The sequence below is a fragment of the Maridesulfovibrio salinus genome, from assembly GCF_055394525.1.
The window spans coordinates 3,690,256-3,710,072 of record NZ_AP042461.1 but is presented as its reverse complement, the minus strand read 5'-3'; the positions used below and the strand labels follow the sequence as shown (position 1 = coordinate 3,710,072).

The 19,817-nt window shown below is 48.5% G+C and carries 21 protein-coding genes; 5 read left to right on the top strand and 16 right to left on the bottom strand.

Annotated features, from left to right (window positions below):
• Positions 1-74: 74 nt before the first annotated feature.
• The gene (locus ACZ5PW_RS17085; protein ID WP_464555898.1) at positions 75-515 is read right to left on the bottom strand and encodes a hypothetical protein; all 441 of its coding nucleotides are present in this window, start codon (positions 513-515) and stop codon (positions 75-77) included.
• Positions 516-1,011: 496 nt separating this feature from the next.
• On the opposite strand from ACZ5PW_RS17085, the gene ACZ5PW_RS17080 reads away from it, so the two are divergent.
• Positions 1,012-1,470 carry a MarR family winged helix-turn-helix transcriptional regulator gene (locus tag ACZ5PW_RS17080; protein ID WP_464555894.1) on the top strand — a complete coding sequence of 153 codons (459 nt, stop codon included), beginning with the start codon at positions 1,012-1,014 and terminating at the stop codon, positions 1,468-1,470.
• 46 nt (positions 1,471-1,516) lie between these two features.
• Positions 1,517-2,530, top strand: a complete 1,014-nt coding sequence (locus tag ACZ5PW_RS17075) for a methyltransferase family protein (RefSeq protein WP_464555892.1) — start codon at positions 1,517-1,519, stop codon at positions 2,528-2,530.
• A 95-nt stretch (positions 2,531-2,625) separates the two neighbouring features.
• Here ACZ5PW_RS17075 and ACZ5PW_RS17070 read toward each other — a convergent pair whose 3' ends face one another.
• The 5 genes from ACZ5PW_RS17070 to ACZ5PW_RS17050 all read right to left on the bottom strand — a co-directional run bounded on the left by ACZ5PW_RS17070 (position 2,626) and on the right by ACZ5PW_RS17050 (position 5,000).
• Positions 2,626-3,246, bottom strand: coding sequence for a tetratricopeptide repeat protein (locus ACZ5PW_RS17070; RefSeq protein WP_464555890.1), 621 nt, complete (start codon positions 3,244-3,246; stop codon positions 2,626-2,628).
• A gap of 58 nt (positions 3,247-3,304) precedes the next feature.
• The gene (locus ACZ5PW_RS17065) at positions 3,305-3,652 is read right to left on the bottom strand and encodes a hypothetical protein (RefSeq protein WP_464555888.1); all 348 of its coding nucleotides are present in this window, start codon (positions 3,650-3,652) and stop codon (positions 3,305-3,307) included.
• 32 nt (positions 3,653-3,684) lie between these two features.
• Complete coding sequence (locus ACZ5PW_RS17060; RefSeq protein ID WP_464555886.1) at positions 3,685-4,455, bottom strand: YkgJ family cysteine cluster protein; 771 nt, start codon at positions 4,453-4,455, stop codon at positions 3,685-3,687.
• Positions 4,456-4,545: 90 nt separating this feature from the next.
• Positions 4,546-4,773, bottom strand: a complete 228-nt coding sequence (locus ACZ5PW_RS17055; protein WP_464555883.1) for a hypothetical protein — start codon at positions 4,771-4,773, stop codon at positions 4,546-4,548.
• 38 nt (positions 4,774-4,811) lie between these two features.
• On the bottom strand, positions 4,812-5,000 hold the full coding sequence (locus ACZ5PW_RS17050; protein WP_464555881.1) for a ferredoxin: 189 nt from the start codon (positions 4,998-5,000) through the stop codon (positions 4,812-4,814).
• A 346-nt stretch (positions 5,001-5,346) separates the two neighbouring features.
• On the opposite strand from ACZ5PW_RS17050, the gene ACZ5PW_RS17045 reads away from it, so the two are divergent.
• Positions 5,347-6,546 carry an aminopeptidase gene (locus ACZ5PW_RS17045; RefSeq protein ID WP_464555880.1) on the top strand — a complete coding sequence of 400 codons (1,200 nt, stop codon included), beginning with the start codon at positions 5,347-5,349 and terminating at the stop codon, positions 6,544-6,546.
• Between the two features lie 90 nt (positions 6,547-6,636).
• Here the strand turns inward: ACZ5PW_RS17045 and ACZ5PW_RS17040 are convergent, their stop codons facing one another.
• Positions 6,637-7,452 carry a hypothetical protein gene (locus tag ACZ5PW_RS17040; protein WP_464555879.1) on the bottom strand — a complete coding sequence of 272 codons (816 nt, stop codon included), beginning with the start codon at positions 7,450-7,452 and terminating at the stop codon, positions 6,637-6,639.
• On the bottom strand, positions 7,434-8,051 hold the full coding sequence (locus ACZ5PW_RS17035; RefSeq protein ID WP_464555878.1) for a TetR family transcriptional regulator: 618 nt from the start codon (positions 8,049-8,051) through the stop codon (positions 7,434-7,436). Before ACZ5PW_RS17035 ends, ACZ5PW_RS17040 begins: the two co-directional genes overlap by 19 nt.
• A gap of 274 nt (positions 8,052-8,325) precedes the next feature.
• Between ACZ5PW_RS17035 and ACZ5PW_RS17030 the strand changes: the two genes are divergently transcribed.
• Positions 8,326-9,825, top strand: a complete 1,500-nt coding sequence (locus tag ACZ5PW_RS17030) for an NHL repeat-containing protein (RefSeq protein WP_464555876.1) — start codon at positions 8,326-8,328, stop codon at positions 9,823-9,825.
• A gap of 300 nt (positions 9,826-10,125) precedes the next feature.
• The gene (locus ACZ5PW_RS17025; RefSeq protein WP_464555874.1) at positions 10,126-10,797 is read left to right on the top strand and encodes a flavodoxin family protein; all 672 of its coding nucleotides are present in this window, start codon (positions 10,126-10,128) and stop codon (positions 10,795-10,797) included.
• Positions 10,798-10,894: 97 nt separating this feature from the next.
• On the opposite strand, the gene pheT is transcribed toward ACZ5PW_RS17025, so the two are convergent.
• The 8 genes from pheT to ACZ5PW_RS16985 form a co-directional block, all read right to left on the bottom strand.
• Positions 10,895-13,294 carry a phenylalanine--tRNA ligase subunit beta gene (gene pheT, locus ACZ5PW_RS17020; protein ID WP_464555872.1) on the bottom strand — a complete coding sequence of 800 codons (2,400 nt, stop codon included), beginning with the start codon at positions 13,292-13,294 and terminating at the stop codon, positions 10,895-10,897.
• 424 nt (positions 13,295-13,718) lie between these two features.
• Complete coding sequence (pheS, locus tag ACZ5PW_RS17015; protein ID WP_464555870.1) at positions 13,719-14,765, bottom strand: phenylalanine--tRNA ligase subunit alpha; 1,047 nt, start codon at positions 14,763-14,765, stop codon at positions 13,719-13,721.
• Positions 14,766-15,119, bottom strand: coding sequence for a 50S ribosomal protein L20 (gene rplT / locus ACZ5PW_RS17010; RefSeq protein WP_464555866.1), 354 nt, complete (start codon positions 15,117-15,119; stop codon positions 14,766-14,768). It lies immediately after the preceding gene.
• A 92-nt stretch (positions 15,120-15,211) separates the two neighbouring features.
• Complete coding sequence (gene rpmI / locus ACZ5PW_RS17005) at positions 15,212-15,409, bottom strand: 50S ribosomal protein L35 (RefSeq protein WP_464555862.1); 198 nt, start codon at positions 15,407-15,409, stop codon at positions 15,212-15,214.
• Between the two features lie 45 nt (positions 15,410-15,454).
• Positions 15,455-15,997 carry a translation initiation factor IF-3 gene (gene infC / locus ACZ5PW_RS17000; RefSeq protein ID WP_464560449.1) on the bottom strand — a complete coding sequence of 181 codons (543 nt, stop codon included), beginning with the start codon at positions 15,995-15,997 and terminating at the stop codon, positions 15,455-15,457.
• Complete coding sequence (gene thrS / locus ACZ5PW_RS16995) at positions 15,984-17,912, bottom strand: threonine--tRNA ligase (RefSeq protein WP_464555858.1); 1,929 nt, start codon at positions 17,910-17,912, stop codon at positions 15,984-15,986. The genes infC and thrS overlap by 14 nt, the downstream gene beginning before the upstream one ends.
• Positions 17,913-18,402: 490 nt before the next feature.
• Positions 18,403-18,933, bottom strand: a complete 531-nt coding sequence (locus ACZ5PW_RS16990) for a DUF2059 domain-containing protein (protein ID WP_464555856.1) — start codon at positions 18,931-18,933, stop codon at positions 18,403-18,405.
• 158 nt (positions 18,934-19,091) lie between these two features.
• Positions 19,092-19,817 carry an acyl-[acyl-carrier-protein] thioesterase gene (locus ACZ5PW_RS16985; protein WP_464555854.1) on the bottom strand — a complete coding sequence of 242 codons (726 nt, stop codon included), beginning with the start codon at positions 19,815-19,817 and terminating at the stop codon, positions 19,092-19,094.

The following is a 19,817-nucleotide window of genomic DNA, read 5'->3' as shown; positions in this document are numbered from 1 at the left end:
CCGGAAGAGGGGGACTCCCCAATGAAAGGCGTACCAAAAGTTGGCCCCTTCCGGTCTTTAGCGAGCCTATCGATTTAAAAAATAAAATCCCGATTCAGGTAGGTTCCGTAAAGAAAACTGTATCCGGTCGCCAGAGCGATGATTGAGAAAAATATTTCCTTTATTTCAGTCCGGTGAGGCCTTGTTATCAGCATATAGAGTTGAATGGGCAGCACCAGCCCGCGCAGAGAAAATATTGTCCCGATAATTATCAGAACGGGTCCGAGAAATGGCATGCGGGTTATTTCACCCGCTCCGGAAAACGCATAAAGGCCGAACATGGCTATTACTGTGGCAATGAAAGCTGTGACCAGCGTAGGGATCATGGAGTGTTTTTCAGCCATTGAACTCAGGTCTTCGCCCGCACCGAAATACCGGTAGGCGGACGGGCCGACAATAATTATCACCACGTGCAGAATGGCTATGAGGAAACAGACTGTTCCTGCAAAGTTGAGTAGAGAGCTCGGGGTGTTCATCAGCTTTCCGGTCGGTTGTCAGCTCTGGCAGGACGGTTAGGGGCCAAGACGGCAAGACGCTGTACGTAATTACTGGGGCCTGAGCCCGGGAGGGTGGATGTTATATCTGTGTTTTCGGCAGTTTGTCCTGCAAAATACTCCGTACAACGGAAAAAGACCGGCCTGTAGGTGGCAATCGGATTACGGGATGTTCCGGTAGAGTTTTGCATAACATGAACCTCGGTGAGTTTGATGACAAAGTCTAAATTATCAGCAGCCCGGGTTTATAAGTAAAATGAGGAAGATGGATCTTGCAATGAAATCTTCTGCAAAAAAACATAAACCAGAACGGTCAAAATTACGAGAGGGATACAGACTCAAAATAAGGGAGACCGGAAAATTATATTCGTTGCATATCTGCGGTTGTATAAAATGAATTCAGGATTAACCGGACCATGTAAACGGATTTGAATAGTTTTGAGTTGACCGAAGTGTTTAGCTGCTATACTGTTTTAACATGAGATCATTCAAAGACATTCACGGTGATATGGCAATGCTTATGAAAGGGCTGGAGCGTTATGTGCGGATAGCGAAGGTTCCCATGGATTTCGGAACTGGGCAGCTCCTGAACCCCTCAGAGGTTCATATGCTTTCGACAATCTGTATGCATGATGATGTCAGTGTTACTGATCTTGCCAAAATGAACGGGGTGACAAAAGGAGCCGTGTCACAGACCATAGCAAAGCTTGAGAAGAAGGGGCTTGTGTACCGTGAGACTTCTCCGGAAAACCAGTCGAGGCAGTACATCAGGCAGACTGAAGCGGGGCAGGAGACCCACGAAGGGCACATGAATTTCCACGAGGAGCATGACAGGGAGTTTATAAATTACATGACCTCATTAAGCGAGCGGGATTATCAGACAGTAAGTGAGTTCTGCAAACAGTTTCATGACTGGATGCACACATATAAAGTATAAATTTTTTAATTGATGTGTTTAGTAGCTAAACACATAAGGAGGTATTATGTATCTTGAAAAACCGAAGACTTCTTTTGATCTGATTGAGACCGCGACCATGCAGGTTGTGGGTATTCAGGGACTTGTAGAGGCGGCAAAGCTGAAACTTTTCGACCCGATGGACGGGGAGGTTCTCGGGGCGGAAGAGCTTGCGGCGCAAACAGGAACTGAACCAGCCATTCTTTCTGCTATGCTTGATATGTTCGTCTCTATGGGAATAGTCGAGAAGTCAGATAGCGGCTACACCAACAGCGCGGTTGCAAGCGAATATCTTGTAAGCAGTTCACCCTTTTTTCAGGGAAAGGCCATTTCCATGATGAGCGCAATGTGCAGCGTGCTTGGAGCCGAACTGCCTCTCCTGCTGAAAGGCGAAACTCAGAAAAGAGAATCAACCGACAAATCATGGGCTACTCAGGAAACGATGGAGGGCACATTGCAACATGCACTTGACGGCCAGCTTCAAGGCGCGGTTGAGTATATTTCTGCAGTCCCTGAATTCAAGAGTTTCAGAAAAATGGCTGATATCGGCGGAAATCACTGCCAGTATTCAATGGAATTCATGAAACTCAATGAGCATCTGGACAGCACTGTCTTCGATCTTCCTCATGTTGTCCCCGCTGCTTTAGAGCGTTGTGAGAACAAAGGTTTTGCAGAAAGGGTCAGTTGTAATGCATTTGACCTGCGTAGTGAAAAGTTGCCCCAGGAGGCTTTTGATTTTATCTTTTCTTCACATGTCCTCTACGGCTGCCTGGATATGCTCGATGATCTTGCGGAATCTTTTTACAAGTCGCTTAACAGCGGCGGAGTCTTTGCCTCACATCACTTTGCACCTGAGTGCGGCGCTACTGAGATTTACCGGTCAAGTGTAAATCTGGTCACAAGACTCTCCGGTTATGATGCGCACTTTATTTCCCGTGATCAGATGGAAGCATCGTTAAAAAAAGCAGGTTTCGTAAACATGGAGCATACTGTTACCGGAGCAGCCGGGAGAACCTTACTGCTCATAGCCCGCAAACCCTGAGTGAGCCTTAAACCGGAACAATAAAAGCCCGCGACATCTTCAGATATCGCGGGCTTAAGCTTTTATTTACAGCTTTGCCGGAAAAGGAGCCGGGCCTAGCGGTGAGGTTCAAGTTCCTTGAGGAATTCATCAGATACGTCGAAGCCGGTTTCAATGGCTTTATCGACACATTCGATTGCTTTCTTGAAGTCTTCTTTTTCAACGTAGCAGAGTGCTAAATTGTTCCATGCCGGACCGAAGTTTTCAGCCAGCTTGAGGGCTTTCTCGCAGACTTCAATGCAGTCGTCCAGTTCGCCTTCGCTGAAGTAGGCGGCACCGAGAGTGGAAAGAGCCTGTACAAAGTTGGGATCGTACTTGATTGCGCGTTTGAGGGCCTTGACTGCCTTGTCGGTTTCACCCTGCTCCATGTAGATGTAGCCGATGTTGCCCCAGGGCACAGCGAAGAAAGGACGCTGCTGGGTAGCAGTGATGTTGTAGCGCAGGCATCCGTCGAGGTCTCCGCGCTGCAGTGCGATGCCGCCGAGCTGAACGTAGGCTTCCGCCATCTTGGGGGATTCATCGATAGCAGCGAGGAATTCACGCTCTGCTTCCATGAAGTCTCTCTTGGAGAGGTGAGCCACACCTAGATTGTAGCGGGTGTTGCTACAGGTGGGGCTGGCTTCTTTTTTCTTTTTCAGGTCGGCGATATAGTCATCGATATTGTCAAACTTCTGCATGGGATAAACCTCGTATATTTAAAAAAGTTCTGTTTCTGTCGGGCGGAACTGGTTCGGGCTAGGGCTTCTTGCCTTCTTTCTCAAGCAGTTCGTTGTACCAGACACAAAAATCAAAGATAGGGCGGACTTTCTCGAAGTTCATGACCAGCATTACCCCGAACTCGGCAGCAGCCTGAGCGTATTCGGAGTTGCGGTTAACATGTACATCTTTAATGAACTCCTCGCAAAGCTGCTGGGAGGTCCTTCCTGTTGTATCCTTCCGAAGGTCGATGGGATCGAAAGGCTTGGCAAAAGGATCCCATTCTTCGTAACCTATCTTGTCTACAAACCTTCGCCTGCGTGGCGAAAGTTTTTCGTACATGTATCGCTTCTGTTCTTCAAGTTCTTCCGGTGTCAGAGTGCCCACTGCGGATCTCCTTCTGATTTACTGTGTCGGGGTTAGCCTTTGGGCATAGCTCCAAGTTCAACCGAGTAGTTGCAGGTCGCGCAGGCAGATTTATCCTGATCACAGGTGTTGCATGCCTCAGAGGGTTCCGCTGCGGGGGCTTCCTCTTTGGGAGTGTCACCGGTATTGGCTCCGAGGTACTCGGGAGTGTAATCGGTAACAAGGGCCATGGAGACAGGAACCAGAACTTCAGGCAGCTCACGCAGGCGTGAATTGATGGAAGCGGTCAGTTCTTCGCTGAGTTCCATGAGTTTGGACTGCAGGGTGTCCATGTTGATAGTGGGATAGGACTTGCCCGGCGCGAAACCTGATTTCTGACAGGAATGGGCCTGTCCTCCGATGTTCATGGGAACACCGTAAATTCTACAGGTGAGGGGTCTGGCTTCGTAGAGGGCGCAGAGATTGTCTTCCAGCAGAAGAGGACAGCGCACTCGGGATGTGGAGACTTCCTTGAGAATTTCAGCAGCGGGTGTTCCGGCCTGGCTGGCCTTGAACGCACGGCGCTTGATCTTATGCACCTGACGGTCGGCCACGTCAGCCTGCTGCATGATCTCGGAGCGTTTCATTCCGCTGTATTTTTCATTGAACTTACGGTTGATGTAGATTGCTTCTACAAGGGTAAGGTCAAAAAGTGCGTGACAACAGTCGCTGCATCCTTTTCCGCATTTGATGCCGCCGTCTGTCTGTTCGGATATCTTATCGAAAGCCTTGTCCACCTCGGCAACAAGCGCTTCATATTTTTCAAAAATTTCCTTGAACTCCAAAGTAAAACCTCCGTATGCAAATATATGGTCACAGAGTTTTCGCTGTTTTAAGGCGCAAACTCGTATAAACTAAGTATTAATGATCAGCAGTCAATCGTCTGCTCGAAAAATATTTAACTGTTTCGAATTGTGTGTATTGCTCAACAATGCGAAAGCTTCCTTTCGGTTTTCACCGGAAAGCCGGAGCGGCACACTAAAATCAGGGGAGAGGTAATTGTGAGGGGCTGGGAAGAAATCAGGCTCCGGCAGGGTATGATTGTGCTGCTGTGAATTTTTCAGGCGCCAATTAAAGAGCAGGCGGGAATCCGGATAAACCATGATTCCCGCCCTTAAGCTTTCCTACAAGGAAGAGTTTTCTACTGCTCTTCGATGGTGATAGCGTCCTGTTCGCAAACTTCGATACAGGATTCGCAGCCGAGACATTCGTCTTCGTTAACTGCTACTGCTTTGCCTTCCTGAAGTTCGTAAACTTCGGTAGGACATACATCAACGCATTCGCCGTCGCCATTACATTTGTCATTGTCGATAGTGATAACGTAGCTCATAGTGTTACCCTCCAAAAAAGATTGAATTTTTTTTCAGCCTCTGATCGTCTGCGTACACTATGCCTAGAGGCGACGCAGTAAAGTAACTAAAGGTTTGCCGGACAATCCCAGCTTATACCCCGACACAGGGCTATTGGAATTGGGATATCTACAACCCCTGTGCATGTCAAGAAGACAAACAGTAAAATATGCAATAAAGATCGTGTGCGTGAATGTTTCTTAGAGTTTGAATTTTATTATCATTTGGTGTTAAACCGATTATTCTACTCTCAATGGATGACTTTAGCGTCACATTTATTTAAGAGGGACCTGTTCACTTAATAATAAAATATATTCAGGAGTTCATATGCTGACTAAAGAACAGCTTGATAAATATGTAGAAGCACTATGGTGGGGACTGACCACCTCCCGCACAAAGCCTTATGAAAAAGGTGACATGATCATGGTCCGGTATGAAGTTGATGCTCTTCCGCTTGCTGAAGCGGTTTTCAAAAGACTCATCGATGAGGGCATGAATCCCGTCCCCCGGCTCGCGCTGACTCCTGAGATGGAGAAAAGTTTTTATGGCCGCGGTGATGACCAGCAGCTTGAGTTCATAGCGCCCGGAGAAAAGGAATTTGCACAAGGTATGAATGGTCTTATCGTTCTGCTTGCTCCTTCTTCCCTCACCCATCTGGCCGGGGTGGATCCTTCACGTATGGGTAAGAGTGCTGTCGCCCGTAAGTTTCTGCGTGATGTTATGGAAATACGTGAACAGAAAGGCGAACTTGGCTGGACACTGTGCTCATACCCCACTAAAGCTCTTGCCGAATCCGCTGGGCTTTCCATGGAGGAATTCACGGCCCAGATAGTTAAAGCATGCTATCTTGACGAAGAAGATCCGGCAGCCTGCTGGAAAGGTGTTTTCGATAAGGCCGCTGAAGTCAAAAACTGGCTCAACGGACTGGGAATTGAATCATACCGAGTGGTATCCGATGACATGGATCTCACTGTAAAACACGGCGAACTGCGTCAGTGGATCGGTGTATCCGGTCATAACATTCCCAGCTTTGAGCTGTTCATTTCCCCGGACTGGCGCGGAACCGAAGGTGTTTATTACGCTGATCAGCCTTCTTTCCGTTCCGGAAACTATGTTGAGGGAGTACGCCTTGTTTTCAAAGAAGGCGTTGCTACCGAAATTACCGCCCGGGAAGGTGAAGACTTCGTCAAAAAGCAGCTCGGCATGGATAAAGGCGCATCCCGGCTTGGTGAGTTTTCTCTTACTGATCGCCGTTTTTCCCGCATTGACAAGTTCATGGCCAACACCCTCTATGATGAGAACTACGGTGGCGAATTCGGTAACTGCCACGTTGCAGTCGGTTCATCCTATGCGGATACCTATGCCGGAGATCAGGAAGAGCTTAATGAAGCTAAGAAGGAAGAACTCGGCTACAACATATCCGCACTGCACTGGGATCTGGTAAACACTCAGGACAAGACTGTTTATGCCAAGCTCAAAGACGGCAGCGAAGTCGTGATCTATAAGTCCGGTGAGTTTCAGATTTAAATATAAGTTCAACTGAAATATCATATAATAAACAAATCCCCTGCTGAAGTGTTTCGGCAGGGGATTTGTTTTTCTGATTTGAATCAGGACTTAGAACTTCACATACAGTCTGATCCCGGACATGTAGAATTTATTTTCCGGCTCAACAACCTGAGCGTTGCTGCCACCGTAACGTACGGTATCTTTTTCTGATTCCTCAAAGTACCAGTAGCGGAAATATGGTTCAAGTCCGAGTGCATAGCCATCGAGATCCTTTTCCAGAAAGGCGGAGATTCTTCCACCACCACCGGTTCCCAATTCCTGAGTGTTTTCAGCGTTGCTGTATGAAGAACCAACCTGTGAAAGCTTGCTTTCAACGGTTCCGGAAAGCAGCAGGTCGCCTTCAAGCGTACCGCCGATGGACCATCCGTCATCCATATTACTTATCATATTGATGCCGACAGGCAGGTAATACTGTGTAATGAACCGTTCATAGCCGCCGGTCGCCTTGATTTTGTCGTACCAGCGGCGCACACCGATTCCAACGTAGGGGGTGAATCCGGTTTTTCCGTCACCGAATCCTTTACCTATTGTTGCGCGGCCACTGATGAAGTAGTCGTCCGTGTCACATTCAAGGGCGGTGCCGTCACTGTATTGGCCGTGGTAGCGCAGGGAGCCCGCGAGTCCTTCGATTTCAGCGTTGGCCATGATTCTGTATTCGGTGAAGTATCCAGTCCATGAACCGAATCCGCCGTTCAGGAATCCCTTTTCATGCATCACGTCCGGCTCATCATAATACATGTACATTCCCTCATAACCGAGTTTAAATTCACTGACGGGGAAAAGTTCTTTTGGGTCAGCGTGGGAAGCAGAACTGAAAAGAAGGAATAACGTAGCAATGAGTAGAACTAATTTTCTTTTACACATGAGTACATAAACATCTCGATTAAAGATTCTGAATGCTGCTCAATGTTTACTTCCTGAGGAAAGAATAATGTGTATTGAGCCAGACCAAGCAGGGTGGAGAAATATTGCGCTGCTGCCACGGAAGGGGAGATCTCTTCCCTGAAGACTCCATCTTTCTGACCCTGCTCAATTATCACTTCGGTTCTTTTAATGAACTTGTACTCATATTCCCTGAACTTGAGTTTGAAGGGCATCAATTCTTCGGACCATTCAGTCTTATTGAACATGATCTCGAATGCTGCACGGAAGTTTTCATCACCGCCTGCGTGTTTCAGCCAGACATGCATAAGGCTGGAAATCATTTCTTTTGGAGGCAGGTCTTCCTCGAATTTACTGAAAAGCAGGTCGCGAACAGGCATGAACGCATAGTCGAATAGTTTTTCGAAAAGGTCAGTCTTGTTTTTGAAATGCCAGTAAACAGCTCCGCGGGTTACTCCAGCATCTTCTGCAATGTCCTGCAGAGTGGTTTTTGCATAACCCTTCTCATTGAAGACTTTGAAAGCGGAGGCAAGCAGTGCCTGCCGGGTCTTTTCTGCTTCTTCTTTTGTTTTTCTAGCCATAATATGTCCTGTTTATCTAATTCAGAATTATTCCTTACTCTTAACGGTCTCAACTTTATTACATGTTGAGAATTATAAAGTCCAGTTGTGTATGTAAAGGAGTACGGTTCAGGCAAATGGAGAGACTGCATTGCACGGGAAAAATGCTGATGGAGGTCTGAATATGGTTGTATTAACTGTTTTTTTGTGGTTTCATCATTCTCTACGATTTTACTCGGATATAAATGTTTACTGTAATAATATGATGTAATTTGCTCGCGAATGGAGGGTTGGCATGGTTAATATATCTAAAATAGTTTTGACGCTGGTGTTGCTTTGCTCTTTCGGTGTGCCGGGGCTTGCTCAGGCGAAGGATATTTATGTTCTTAGCAGGGGAACAGCTAGAGTTGATGTGTTTGACTCAGCTTCAAGTGGTACGGTTTCCCCAAGTCGAACCATCAGTGGAGCTGCGACTACTCTTTCTGATGGCGACACGTACGGGATAGCTGTTTATAACGGTGAGATATACGTTACCGATGAAGATCCTGATTCTATCAATGTTTTTAAGCTTTCTGACAGCGGAGATGTGGCTCCTACAAGACAGATAATCGGAGCTAATGCTGATTTCGGCTTGCCCAGAGCTATAACAATTCACAGTGGGTTCATTTATTGTCTCGACGAGAACAAGCAATCCGTTAAAGTCTTCAAAACTTCTGATTCAGGAAACGTTGCCCCGACCAGAGAGATTACCGGCTTCACCAGTACTCCATATGCATGCGCTATATACAATGGTGAACTTTATGTTCAGGACCAGGGATCCATGGTTTCTGTTTTTGACCTCACTGCAACAGGCACAGTCGCGGCTACCCGGAAAAGATCAATTGATTTGACCGGAACAATGACAACACCCAGAGGATTAGCAGTTGCAGACGGGATTCTTTACTCTTCAGATCTCGACCAGATAAGCTCTTTCACCGCCAGCGCGTCAGGAGTGGCTGCCCCTCTTACTACTATTGAGGGGGGAAATGCAGATTTAGACTCTGTCTACTCACTGATCATATATAACGGAAAGATATTTGCCGGAAATTTCAATGATAACGCTAAAGCCGTACAGGTTTTCAGTACTTCCGCCGATGGAAATGTGGCTGCGGATAGGTTCTTTACTGCTGCCGGTCTGAATTCTGTTATCGATATTACCATGGAGGCAAGCGGTTACGTAGCCCCGGCAAACAATCAGCAGAGCGGGGTTACGGTTACGGTTACATCCTCCTCGGAGAATGCCACCTCAGATATTGTTTTTGAAAAGGCTTTTTCTCCTACATTCAGCTTTTCGAAAGTAACCCCTCTGGCTGAATTCGAGGCTACAGTGAACAGTAACGGGGCGAACGGAGTTTTCTCTTTCAACTCAACCTCCCTTAACGGTACTGCCGGAAGTTACACTCTTTTGAAGTGCTACACCACAAACGGAACCAGTATACCTTTCGGTAATTACGCTCCAAGTGCAGACCCGGATACCGAAGGAACATGGTGGGTTGAGAACGAAAGCGGAACTTATCTTGCCTCGGACGCGGTCCTCACTTCGGGAACAAATTACCATGTTAACTTCGTAGTTAAGGATAATGGAATCTACGATGAAGACAGGACTCTTGGACAGATCAAAGACCCGGTCGTTCTCGGAACCTCCAATTCCGAAACAGGGTGTGTGTTCAACCCCGCGGCCGGATTGGGCCTTGAATGGCTGCTGATGGGGTTTGGAGTTGTGCTTTCATTTCTGCGCAGCATTTATAAGAGATAGGCACCGTCTTCAATTGAACATACCGGAATAATGAATATATGAATGACGGCTGCAACGCCCTCCGAATATTGAAAGATACTGTAAAAAATGCCCCATCCTCAACGGACGGGGCGTTTTTTTTAATATCCGGACGGGAAAATATGCTGCTGATCTTCATTGTCGGTCGGCTATGAGTTATTGCTTAGTATGATTCGGTATTATTGCTGACGATATATGTGTACGGGGTCTGGTATAGTTTGCTCATTGCTTTGAATATATTTTTGAGATGAATAATCGACATTCCTATTGGATGCGGTAAAAATGATGAAAGGATTTAATGCCATGAACGTAATCGCCTTTAACGGAAGTCCTCGTAAAAAGAACTGGAATACTGTTACTCTGCTGGAAAATGCACTTAAAGGAGCAGAAGCAGAGGGTGCTCAAACAGAACTTGTCAATCTGTATGATTTTAAATTTTCAGGATGCATCAGCTGTTTCGCATGTAAGAAACTGAATCGTAAAAAGGATGGGGTCTGCGCTGTGAATGACGATCTCACCCCTATTCTTGATCGTGTAAGGCATGCTGATGCACTTATTGTAGGAACACCGGTCTATTACGGTGCTGAATCCGCTGCGACCCGTGCGCTTCTGGAGCGGCTGCTCTTTCCGTACAACAACTATTCAAAAGAGATGAAATCGCTGTTTCCCAGAACCATTAATACAGGCTTGATTTATACCATGAATGTAACTGTGGAGGATGGAGCTGCTTATGGATACAATTATCACTTCAATATGACCCGGACCATGCTGTCCAGGCATTTCGGCCCCTGCGAAATGCTGGTGTCCGGTGACACTCTGCAGTATGGCGACTATTCAAAATACGAATCAGAGCGATTTGATGATGAGGCGAAAGTTAAGCGTCATGATGAAATATTCCCAAGTGAGTGCAAAGAGGCATTTGAACTTGGCAGGAAGCTGGTCGCATCGTCTTAATCGTTCTCCGGATTTAAGTCGGATTTCTTTTTGACCAAAAAAAGTCCCCGGCTGAACAGGTTCAGCCGGGGACTTTTGGATTATCTTAAAAGAATCACTAAAAGCGGACAGGCAGGGCCTTTTCAAGCGCTGCAAGAACTTTCTTGTGTTCCTTGTCTACAGCCTTGTCGGTCAGTGTCTTCTGGCCGTGGCGGTAGGTGATGCGGAAGGAAAGGTTTCTTTCGTCTTCCTGTCCTTCAGGAACAAACACGTTGACCAGCTCCACGGATTCGATCAGCGCAAGCTTGAGATCGAGGATCGCCTGCTTGATTGTTTCAGCATGCAGGGATACCGGGCCGATTGCGGTCACATCACGTCTTGAGGGCGGGAATACGGGCAGGGTCTGGAACTTAATATTGTGCTCCATGACCATTTCACGCAGCAGGTCTGCGTTGATATCCGCCATCCATGCTTCTTTCTTAGCATGGTATTTGTCCGCGATATCAGGCTTTACCATACCCATGAAGCCGATTTCCTTATCTTCAAGAGATATGCTTACGCAGGGCTCGAGGTAGCTGTGGTCTTCAACCAGAGCGAAGGACGCTTCACCTAGTTTGAGATCAGCCAGCAGGTGTTCTACCAGACCTTTGACATCAAGGTAGTCGGCATCGCCCTGTTCATTGGGCCATTCGGCGGCAGAACGTGGGCCGTTGAGCATGATGCCCAAACGGGTCTGCTCGCGGGTTTCGGTGTCGGACTCTGGGTCCTTGATGAATTTCTTGGCGATCTCGAAGACACGGATGTGGGTGTTGCCCTGTGCCAGGTTGTGGCGCACGGTGTTGAGCAGGCCTGGAGCCAGTTCGGTGCGCATTACATTCTGATCTTCGCTGAGCGGGTTTGCGATATTCACCCGTCCTTCTTTAGGCAGGCCCAAAAGGTCGAGGTCATCGTCACCCACGAAGCTGTAGTTGATGGCTTCGTGCAGGCCTACACCGCGTCCCCAGTTTTTGATACGGCGGTAGAAACCGTAAGGAGTCTCCGCGATAACAGAAGCATCAAAGGTTTTGGAGATACGGGGCAGCACAGAAGGAATCTTATCCATGCCGAAGTAGCGGGCTACTTCTTCGTACAGGTCGGCCTCACGTTCAAGGTCCAGTCTGTAGGAAGGAGTGCCGACTTTCCAGCATTCTGCGTTGGAATCATCAACATCCAGACCCATGAGGGTGAAAGCCTTCTTGCTGAACTCAGGATCGAGATCAAGTCCGAGCCATGCGTTGCAGCGGGTGTGGCGGTAGTTGTGAGTACGGTTCACCCAGGGCTTGGGTTCGTTTTTGGCCACACCGGAAACTACTTCAGCGCCGGACAATTCATTCATGAGCTGAGCCGCGCGGTCCATTGCAAAGGTGTTCAACTGCTGGTCCACACCACGCTCAAAGCGGTAGGAAGCTTCGGAGGGCAGGGCCAGACGGCGGGCGGTTTTGCGGATGGTTCCGGGACGGAAAACGGCTGATTCAAGAACCACGTTGGTGGAACCGTCGTGGATTTCAGAGTTCATGCCGCCCATTACACCGGCCAGTGCGACCGGGCGCTCTGCATCCCAGATGAGCAGGTCGCTGTCTAGAAGCTTTCGTTCCTGTTCATCAAGGGTGGTGAATTTGGTTCCTTCAGGAGCAAGGCCGACACGGATCTTGTCACCCTTGAGTAGGTCACCGTCAAAGGAGTGCAGGGGCTGGCCCAGTTCGAAAAGGATATAGTTGGTTACGTCAACAATGTTGTTGATGGGGCGTACGCCGACAGACAGCAGGCGGAAGCGCATCCAGTCGGGAGACTGGCCGATCTTCGCGCCCTGAAGGATTCTGGCCTGGTAAAGGGGGCAGAGTTCAGGATCATCGATTTCGATTTTGAGCATGTCTGCCGCGTTACCGCCTTTTTCCACCAGATTAACTTCGGGCAGAGTCAGGGGCAGGTCGAATCCGAGAGCCACTTCACGGGCGATGCCCAGAATGGACAGGCAGTCGGCACGGTTGGGGGTAACCCCGAGGTCCAGAACCGTATCTTCCATGTTCATGGCTTTAGTGAAGTTTTCGCCGGGCTTGAGTCCTTCAGGCAGAACCATGATTCCTTCATGGCCGTCGGAAAGCTCCAGTTCACGCTCGGAGCAGATCATGCCGTGGGATTTCACACCGCGAAGTTTGGCCTTCTTGATTTTGAAATCACCGGGCATGGTTACGCCTACCTTGGCCACAGGTACATTCTGACCTTTGGCAACGTTGGGCGCGCCGCAGACGATGTCGAGAAGCTCGCCTTCGCCTACATCAACTTTACAGACAGACAGCTTGTCAGCTTCTGGGTGCTTGCCGCACTCCACGATATGACCGACAACTATGTCTTTGATCGCTTCAAATGGATTGAAAATTTCTTCAAGCTCAAGGCCGAGCATGGTCAGCCTGTCGCCAAGCTCCTGAATGTCGCCCTCGTAAGGAACGAAATCCCGCAGCCATTGCATGCTTAAAAGCATTTGAGCCTCCAGCAGTCTTTTATATAGACCGCAGATCTTATTAGTTATGAAAGCTGAACAGTGGGGAGCCTCCAGCGGCCCTTCGAGGACCCTGCCGGGGGCCTTAAACCCTTTTTGAAAAAAGGGTTTAAGAATCCCAAAAACTTTTAATAGGGCTTCGCTAATTATTTATACGAGATTGTCGTGATTCTGGTTTGAGGATGATTTTGTTCAGACTGCCTTGAAAGGGGGGATAAATTAACTACCCGCACAATCAGCCGGTCACTTGAAGTAAAACCCCTTAGGGAGTGCAGAGGGGCTTAGCCCCTTTGCCCGCCGGAGGCGAAATCAAATCATCAAAAGCGCTATGCGCATCAAATCAAAACAAAGCACCACAGGTTTCCAGAAGGAATACAGGGGCCGCTCTCGTCAAATAGCGATTCTATTAGGAAAACTGTTCGAGGAAACGGATATCGTTTTCAAAGAACATGCGCAGGTCGCCGATGCCGTATTTGAGCATGGCTACACGTTCGATACCGAGTCCGAAAGCGAAACCGGAGTATTTTTCGGTGTCGTAATCAACTGCTTTCATTACGTTGGGGTCCATCATGCCGCAGCCGAGGATTTCCACCCATCCGGTCTGTTTGCATACGCGGCAGGGTTTGCCGTCGATGGTTCCTTTGCCGCCGCACATTACGCAGGAAATATCAACTTCCGCGCTGGGTTCGGTAAAGGGGAAAAAGCTGGGGCGGAAACGTACGTCGGTTTTAGGTCCGAAGAGCTGGTGTACGAAAGCGGTGAGTGTGCCGCGCAGGTCAGCCATGCTCACATTCTGGTCGACCAGAAAACCTTCGATCTGGTGGAACATGGGAGTATGGGTCAGATCGGAATCCCTGCGGTAAACCTTACCCGGTGCGATTGCTGCCAGCGGAGGAGTTCTGTCCTTCATGGTGCGGATCTGCAGGGGGGAGGTATGTGTGCGCAGCAGAATGGATTCGGAAATATACAGTGTGTCCTGCATATCACGAGCGGGGTGTTCCGGCGGAATGTTCAGTGCTTCGAAGTTGTACCAGTCATTTTCAACTTCGGGTCCGGTTACAACCTCAAAACCAAGTCCGATGAACACGTCACAGATTTCGTCCATGACGAGTGTAACCGGATGGAGTGAGCCTTCGGCAGGCTTGCGTCCGGGCATGGTGGGGTCGAAACGGGACAGGCTCTCAGCGGTGGCGGCTTTTTCAAGCTCGCTCTGCTTTCCCTCGATAAGCTCGGTGAGAGCGGCCTTTACTTCATTGGCTTTTTTACCTGCGACAGGTTTGTCTTCGTTGGGAAGTGAGGGCAGACCGGACATAATTTTGGCAACACGGCCTTTACGGCCGAGCATGTCGATCTTGATGTCTTCCAGTTCAGACAAAGAAGCCTGATCCAGGCGTGCTTTGCACTCCGGGACCAGGCCTTCAAGTTCCTGTAGCAGGGACTTTACGTCCGACATTTAGCTTACCTGAGCTTTTGCGATCTCAACCACTTTGGCGAATGCAGGAGCATCGTGAACAGCCAGATCGGCGAGAACTTTACGGTTCAGGGTAACGCCTGCAGTGGACAGCCCGTGAATGAGACGGCTGTAGGACATGCCGTTGAGGCGTGCAGCAGCGTTAATACGCTGAATCCAGAGTTTGCGCATATCGCGTTTGCGCAGTTTGCGGCCTACGTATGCCATGCAGAGGGAGCGTTCAACTCTCTCTCTGGCGGTACGGTAAAGGGTTGATCCAGAGCCACGGAAACCCTTGGCCATCTTCAAATATTTTTTATGACGCCTCTTAGCGGCTACACCACGTTTTACTCTCATTTTATTCCTCCAGGAATCTTTCTCTAAAACCAGCCGCGAACGTGATTCCGCGGTCAGGAGTGTTCAAATCTTTACTAATTCAAAGTCGCTTATTAAGCGTAGGGGAGCATACGTCTGAGCTGACCCATGTTGGCGCTGTCGACGGTAGTGCTCTGACCCAGGCGGTTCTTGCGCTTTGAGTTCTTCTTGGTCAGGATGTGACGCAGGCCCTGACGACGGCGTTTAAATTTGCCGCTGCCAGTCTTAGCAAAACGCTTTGCTGCGCCTCTTCTGGTTTTCATTTTAGGCATTTTATCCTCCTTGGGAAATACCGGCACATTTAACCGGAAAAACCATTATTTTTTAATGGGAGCCAGCATCATGTTCATGGTGCGGCCTTCAGACCTTGGGGCCTGTTCCATTTTAGCGATATCCTGAGTTTCCTCTTTGACTCGCTCCAGGACAGCCAGTCCTCTGTCCTTATGGACAATTTCACGGCCCCTGAAGAAAATCGTGACTTTGCACCTGTCGCCGCCTTCAAGAAACCGGCGGATGTGCTTGAGCTTAGTCTGGTAATCGTGCTCGTCTGTCTTGGGGCGAAACTTGACTTCCTTGATCTGGATAACAGTCTGTTTCTTTTTGGCTTCCTGTTTCCGTTTCTGCTGCTGATATTTGAACTTACCATAGTCCATTATCTTGCAGACAGGTGGATCAGTTTTTTCTGCAACCTCTACCAGATCAAGTCCTTTCTCTTGGGCTATTTCAAGGGCCTGTCTTGTCGGGATTACTCCCAACTGGTTACCCTCATCGTCAATCACCCTGACCTGAGGTACTCGAATGCGCTCGTTTCGGCGGGCACCGTCATCCCTGGGGGGACGTCTGTCTCTATGAAAAGCTATAGCTCATGCCTCCGCGTTTAAATGGTTCATTGATGGCGGTCGAAATAAGCTCTGCCGCTTCATCAAGAGACTTGAGTCCGGGGTCTTCCCCGTCGCGGGCCCTTACATTGACCGATGCCACTGCGACTTCTTTGTCGCCTATAACTAACATATACGGGATTTTTTCAAGCTGGGCTTCCCGTACCTTGTAGCCCAGTTTCTCATTGCGATCATCGACCTCGGCACGAATGCCCTTTTCCTGCAGAAACTGCAAGACTTTTTGTGCAAATTCGTTCTGCGAGTCGGTGACGGTGAGAATCTTTGCCTGAACAGGGGACAGCCAGGCAGGCAGAGCGCCACCGGTGTGTTCAAGCAGAACACCGATGAAACGTTCGATGGATCCGAGGATGACCCGATGTAACATTACAGGTCTGTGACGTTCACCATCTTCGCCCACATAGCTTAAGTCGAACCGCTCTGGCAAGGTAAAATCACACTGGATTGTAGCACATTGCCAGCGGCGTTCAAGTGCATCTTTAATAATGATGTCGATTTTGGGACCGTAAAAAGCACCGTCGCCTTCATTGATTGAGTATTCCATACCCATTTCATTGAGCGCATCAGTAAGCGCATTGGTGGCTCTATCCCAGTCTTCATCAGAACCGATGGCCTTCTCAGGCTTGGTGCTGATCTCTGCTTCATATTCAAATCCGAAAAGTCCCATCACGTCGCCGACGAATTTCGCGACTCCGATGATTTCGTCCCTCAGCTGGTCAGGACGGCAGATGAGATGCGCGTCGTCCTGAGTGAAGGTGCGGACCCGGAGCAGGCCGTGTAGCACGCCGGATTTTTCATGGCGGTGAACCACTCCCAGCTCAAAGTAGCGCTGGGGAAGGTCACGGTAGCTGCGTAGTCTGGATTTGAATACCAGCATGTGAGAAAGGCAGTTCATGGGCTTGATGCCGTAGGACTGCTCATCAATCTCGGTAAAATACATGTTTTCGCGGTAGTTGTCGTAGTGACCGGATTTTTCCCAGAGTTCCCTCTTGAGAATCAGCGGACCCTGTACGAACTGGTAACCGCGCTTGAGGTGTTCCTTGCGCTCGAAGTCTTCGATGATGGCACGAATCAGTGCGCCTTTGGGATGCCAGATTGTCATACCCGCGCCCACATCGGGGTTTACGGAGAAGAGATCAAGCTGGGTACCCAGTTTGCGGTGGTCGCGTTTTTTGGCTTCCTCAAGCTGTGCCAGATGCTTTTTCAGCGCTTTGGGATCGGAAAAAGCTGTTCCGTAAATGCGCTGTAGCTGCTGGCGGTTTTCATCGCCGCGCCAGTATGCGCCTGCAACGGAAAGAAGCTTGAAAGCTTTAAGCATACCGGTGCGGGCCACGTGAGGACCACGGCAGAGATCGGAGAATCCTCCGTTTGAGTATACGGATACGGTTTTTTCGCCAAGATCGTTGATCAGTTCGACCTTGTAATCCTCACCCATTCCCTCAAACTTCTTGAGCGCTTCCTCACTGGAGAGGATTTCGCATGAAAATTCTTCGTTAGCACCTACACGGCGCAGCATTTCGGCTTCGATGGCCTCAAGATCTTCAGGTGTGAAGGGGCGCTCGTAATCAAAATCATAATAGAAGCCGCTGGCGATGGATGGGCCGATTGTGACTTTGGCAGTGGGGAAAAGCTTCTTCACTGCTTCGGCCATAAGGTGCGCGGTAGAGTGGCGGATGACCTCAAGACCTTCTTCGGAATCACCCATAACCGGCTCAAGTTCGGTACAGTCGGCAGGCACGGTGGTGGTCAGGTCAAGAAGCGTGTCGCCGCATTTGGCGACTACAACGTTCTTGAACTGCTTCTTGGACAAGGCCTCTTTGAGTACCTCGCCGCAAAGCGCACCCTGCTGAACTTCAAGTTCTTTACCTGCAACTTGCATATCCACTCTCTCTTTGCGGAAAAAAATTAACCCTGCCCGAAATGGGCGCGGGATTGATGAAGACACTTGAAAATAAAATCCGGAGCGATGTTCTTAACTGTCCGTGATTATTGGTTTCAGGTGTCGGAAAAATATTTAACAATAGAAAAAGCGCACAGTAATTTTACTGCACGAAAGGCGGTTTTTTTAACTGACTAAATATGAGAAGTCAAGTGTAACGCGGGATTGTCTGGGGATTTATTGAAAAATTACCTCTGCATTCCATGGCAAGTATGCTTGATCATGATCTGGTTGGCAATGATTAACCTGGATTGTGGAAGCAAAGTTTATTTCAGGTGAGATTACCAAAGAGGTGGCATTTATCTGTAATACGTCAAAAATAATGCACCCTGCTTGATGGGCAGGGTGCTTTTTTTGAAAGGGGGGGAGTTATTCAAAGGCCTTGCCGCTGTTTACAGGTGCATTGCCTATCTTATAGAGGGGGTTAATGCTACCAGTCTTCCGGAAGCTTTCCATCCTCATGAAGGTTATCAATTTTGGTTTTTAGTTTTTCTTCAAATATTGTTGCGAAAACAGAACTGATCATGGATTCAGCTTTTTTCTCGCCTTTTTGCATGATTATCTGCTGTTTTTTCATATATTTCTTTCCAAGAGGTGTTTTATAGAAACTCAGCAAGCCTTCCAGTTCTTCTTTGTTGAATTCTTCAGCATATATTTCAGCATGCATACGGTACATTGAGTTGAGGATTTCCGGGTCATAGAATGCTTCTTTCAGTGCTTCTTTGTATGCATTGATCAGTTCTTCTCTATACCCCTCTGTCTTCGGATCACTATTAATTCTGGCCTCAATCGCCATTATGGTCATGTAATTGAATGCCGTGTAAAGGGCTTCGGTGTCGAGTGATTCTCGTACCATTGCCAGGGCAATTTCCATTTTTCCCTTTTCTTCGGCCTGAACGGGCTGGGAAATTGAGCAGAGCAGCGCCAGCATACACAGAAGGCTGATTTTTATAGCTTTCATCGTTAGTCCTTGAGTAATATGTTTGTTTTTGGGTTTCTATATAGCATGAATTATAATGTAAAGATTATTTTCCTGATTCTGCTTGATTTCTGTCTAAAACAAAAAAGCTCAGGCTATAATATAACCTGAGCTTTTAATTTAATTCACTGAATCTTTATTTAAATAATCTGCATGGCAAAAGCCGCCCGGTCTTTGGTTTCATTGAAACCAAGCAGTTCAAACCCGCCATTCTCGCTTCCGCAATCCATGAGCTTAACCGAATTCCCTTCGAATACTTCGGAAAGAAAGGCTATGCGTATGGATTTGATCTTGTTCTGATCGAGCCCCAGAGGCCTGAGTCCATCAAAGGACCAGCGCAGATACTCGGTGTTGTTGACGTGTCCGTTGGCATCAAGTGAGCTGTACCCCACATTCAGGGAGCGGATTTCCTTTTCAGGAGTTCCGGGGCGCAGCCTTTTCATTTCCTCTGGAAATACGCGTCTGTCCTGAGCGTGAAAGTTGAACTCGGGATTGATGACCACAGGCTTATGGGTTTCGGTATCGAGAACCATCCATTCAGAAGAGGCGCGGACAATTTCCCGGCCTTCCTCATTGCACCCCGAGAACTCGCGGAAAGCGCGCAGCCTTTTGACTCCTCGGGACCATGTGTTCAGGGAGAAATTTTCTTCCCGGCGCGGGAGTTCTTCAATTTCTATGCGCATGGAGGTCAAAACCCACATGTGGCCTGTTTTAGCCATATCATCAAGACCGATCCCAAGTGCATCCGCGTGCGCTGTGGCGGCCTCCTGGAGGTGGCACATCAGCCAGTGGCAGTGCATGCGGTCATCAGGTCCTGTCTCATAGGCCGGTACAACGAAATTTATCTGTGCTGAATCCTTGCCCAC

Bases quoted from the DNA above. Each gene is read 5' to 3' on its own strand.
- ACZ5PW_RS17085 (WP_464555898.1), bottom strand. From the start codon at position 515: ATGAACACCCCGAGCTCTCTACTCAACTTTGCAGGAACAGTCTGTTTC.
- ACZ5PW_RS17080 (WP_464555894.1), top strand. From the start codon at position 1,012: ATGAGATCATTCAAAGACATTCACGGTGATATGGCAATGCTTATGAAA.
- ACZ5PW_RS17075 (WP_464555892.1), top strand. From the start codon at position 1,517: ATGTATCTTGAAAAACCGAAGACTTCTTTTGATCTGATTGAGACCGCG.
- ACZ5PW_RS17070 (WP_464555890.1), bottom strand. From the start codon at position 3,246: ATGCAGAAGTTTGACAATATCGATGACTATATCGCCGACCTGAAAAAG.
- ACZ5PW_RS17055 (WP_464555883.1), bottom strand. From the start codon at position 4,773: ATGGTTTATCCGGATTCCCGCCTGCTCTTTAATTGGCGCCTGAAAAAT.
- ACZ5PW_RS17050 (WP_464555881.1), bottom strand. From the start codon at position 5,000: ATGAGCTACGTTATCACTATCGACAATGACAAATGTAATGGCGACGGC.
- ACZ5PW_RS17045 (WP_464555880.1), top strand. From the start codon at position 5,347: ATGCTGACTAAAGAACAGCTTGATAAATATGTAGAAGCACTATGGTGG.
- ACZ5PW_RS17040 (WP_464555879.1), bottom strand. From the start codon at position 7,452: ATGTGTAAAAGAAAATTAGTTCTACTCATTGCTACGTTATTCCTTCTT.
- ACZ5PW_RS17035 (WP_464555878.1), bottom strand. From the start codon at position 8,051: ATGGCTAGAAAAACAAAAGAAGAAGCAGAAAAGACCCGGCAGGCACTG.
- ACZ5PW_RS17030 (WP_464555876.1), top strand. From the start codon at position 8,326: ATGGTTAATATATCTAAAATAGTTTTGACGCTGGTGTTGCTTTGCTCT.
- ACZ5PW_RS17025 (WP_464555874.1), top strand. From the start codon at position 10,126: ATGATGAAAGGATTTAATGCCATGAACGTAATCGCCTTTAACGGAAGT.
- pheT (WP_464555872.1), bottom strand. From the start codon at position 13,294: ATGCTTTTAAGCATGCAATGGCTGCGGGATTTCGTTCCTTACGAGGGC.
- pheS (WP_464555870.1), bottom strand. From the start codon at position 14,765: ATGTCGGACGTAAAGTCCCTGCTACAGGAACTTGAAGGCCTGGTCCCG.
- rplT (WP_464555866.1), bottom strand. From the start codon at position 15,119: ATGAGAGTAAAACGTGGTGTAGCCGCTAAGAGGCGTCATAAAAAATAT.
- rpmI (WP_464555862.1), bottom strand. From the start codon at position 15,409: ATGCCTAAAATGAAAACCAGAAGAGGCGCAGCAAAGCGTTTTGCTAAG.
- thrS (WP_464555858.1), bottom strand. From the start codon at position 17,912: ATGCAAGTTGCAGGTAAAGAACTTGAAGTTCAGCAGGGTGCGCTTTGC.
- ACZ5PW_RS16990 (WP_464555856.1), bottom strand. From the start codon at position 18,933: ATGAAAGCTATAAAAATCAGCCTTCTGTGTATGCTGGCGCTGCTCTGC.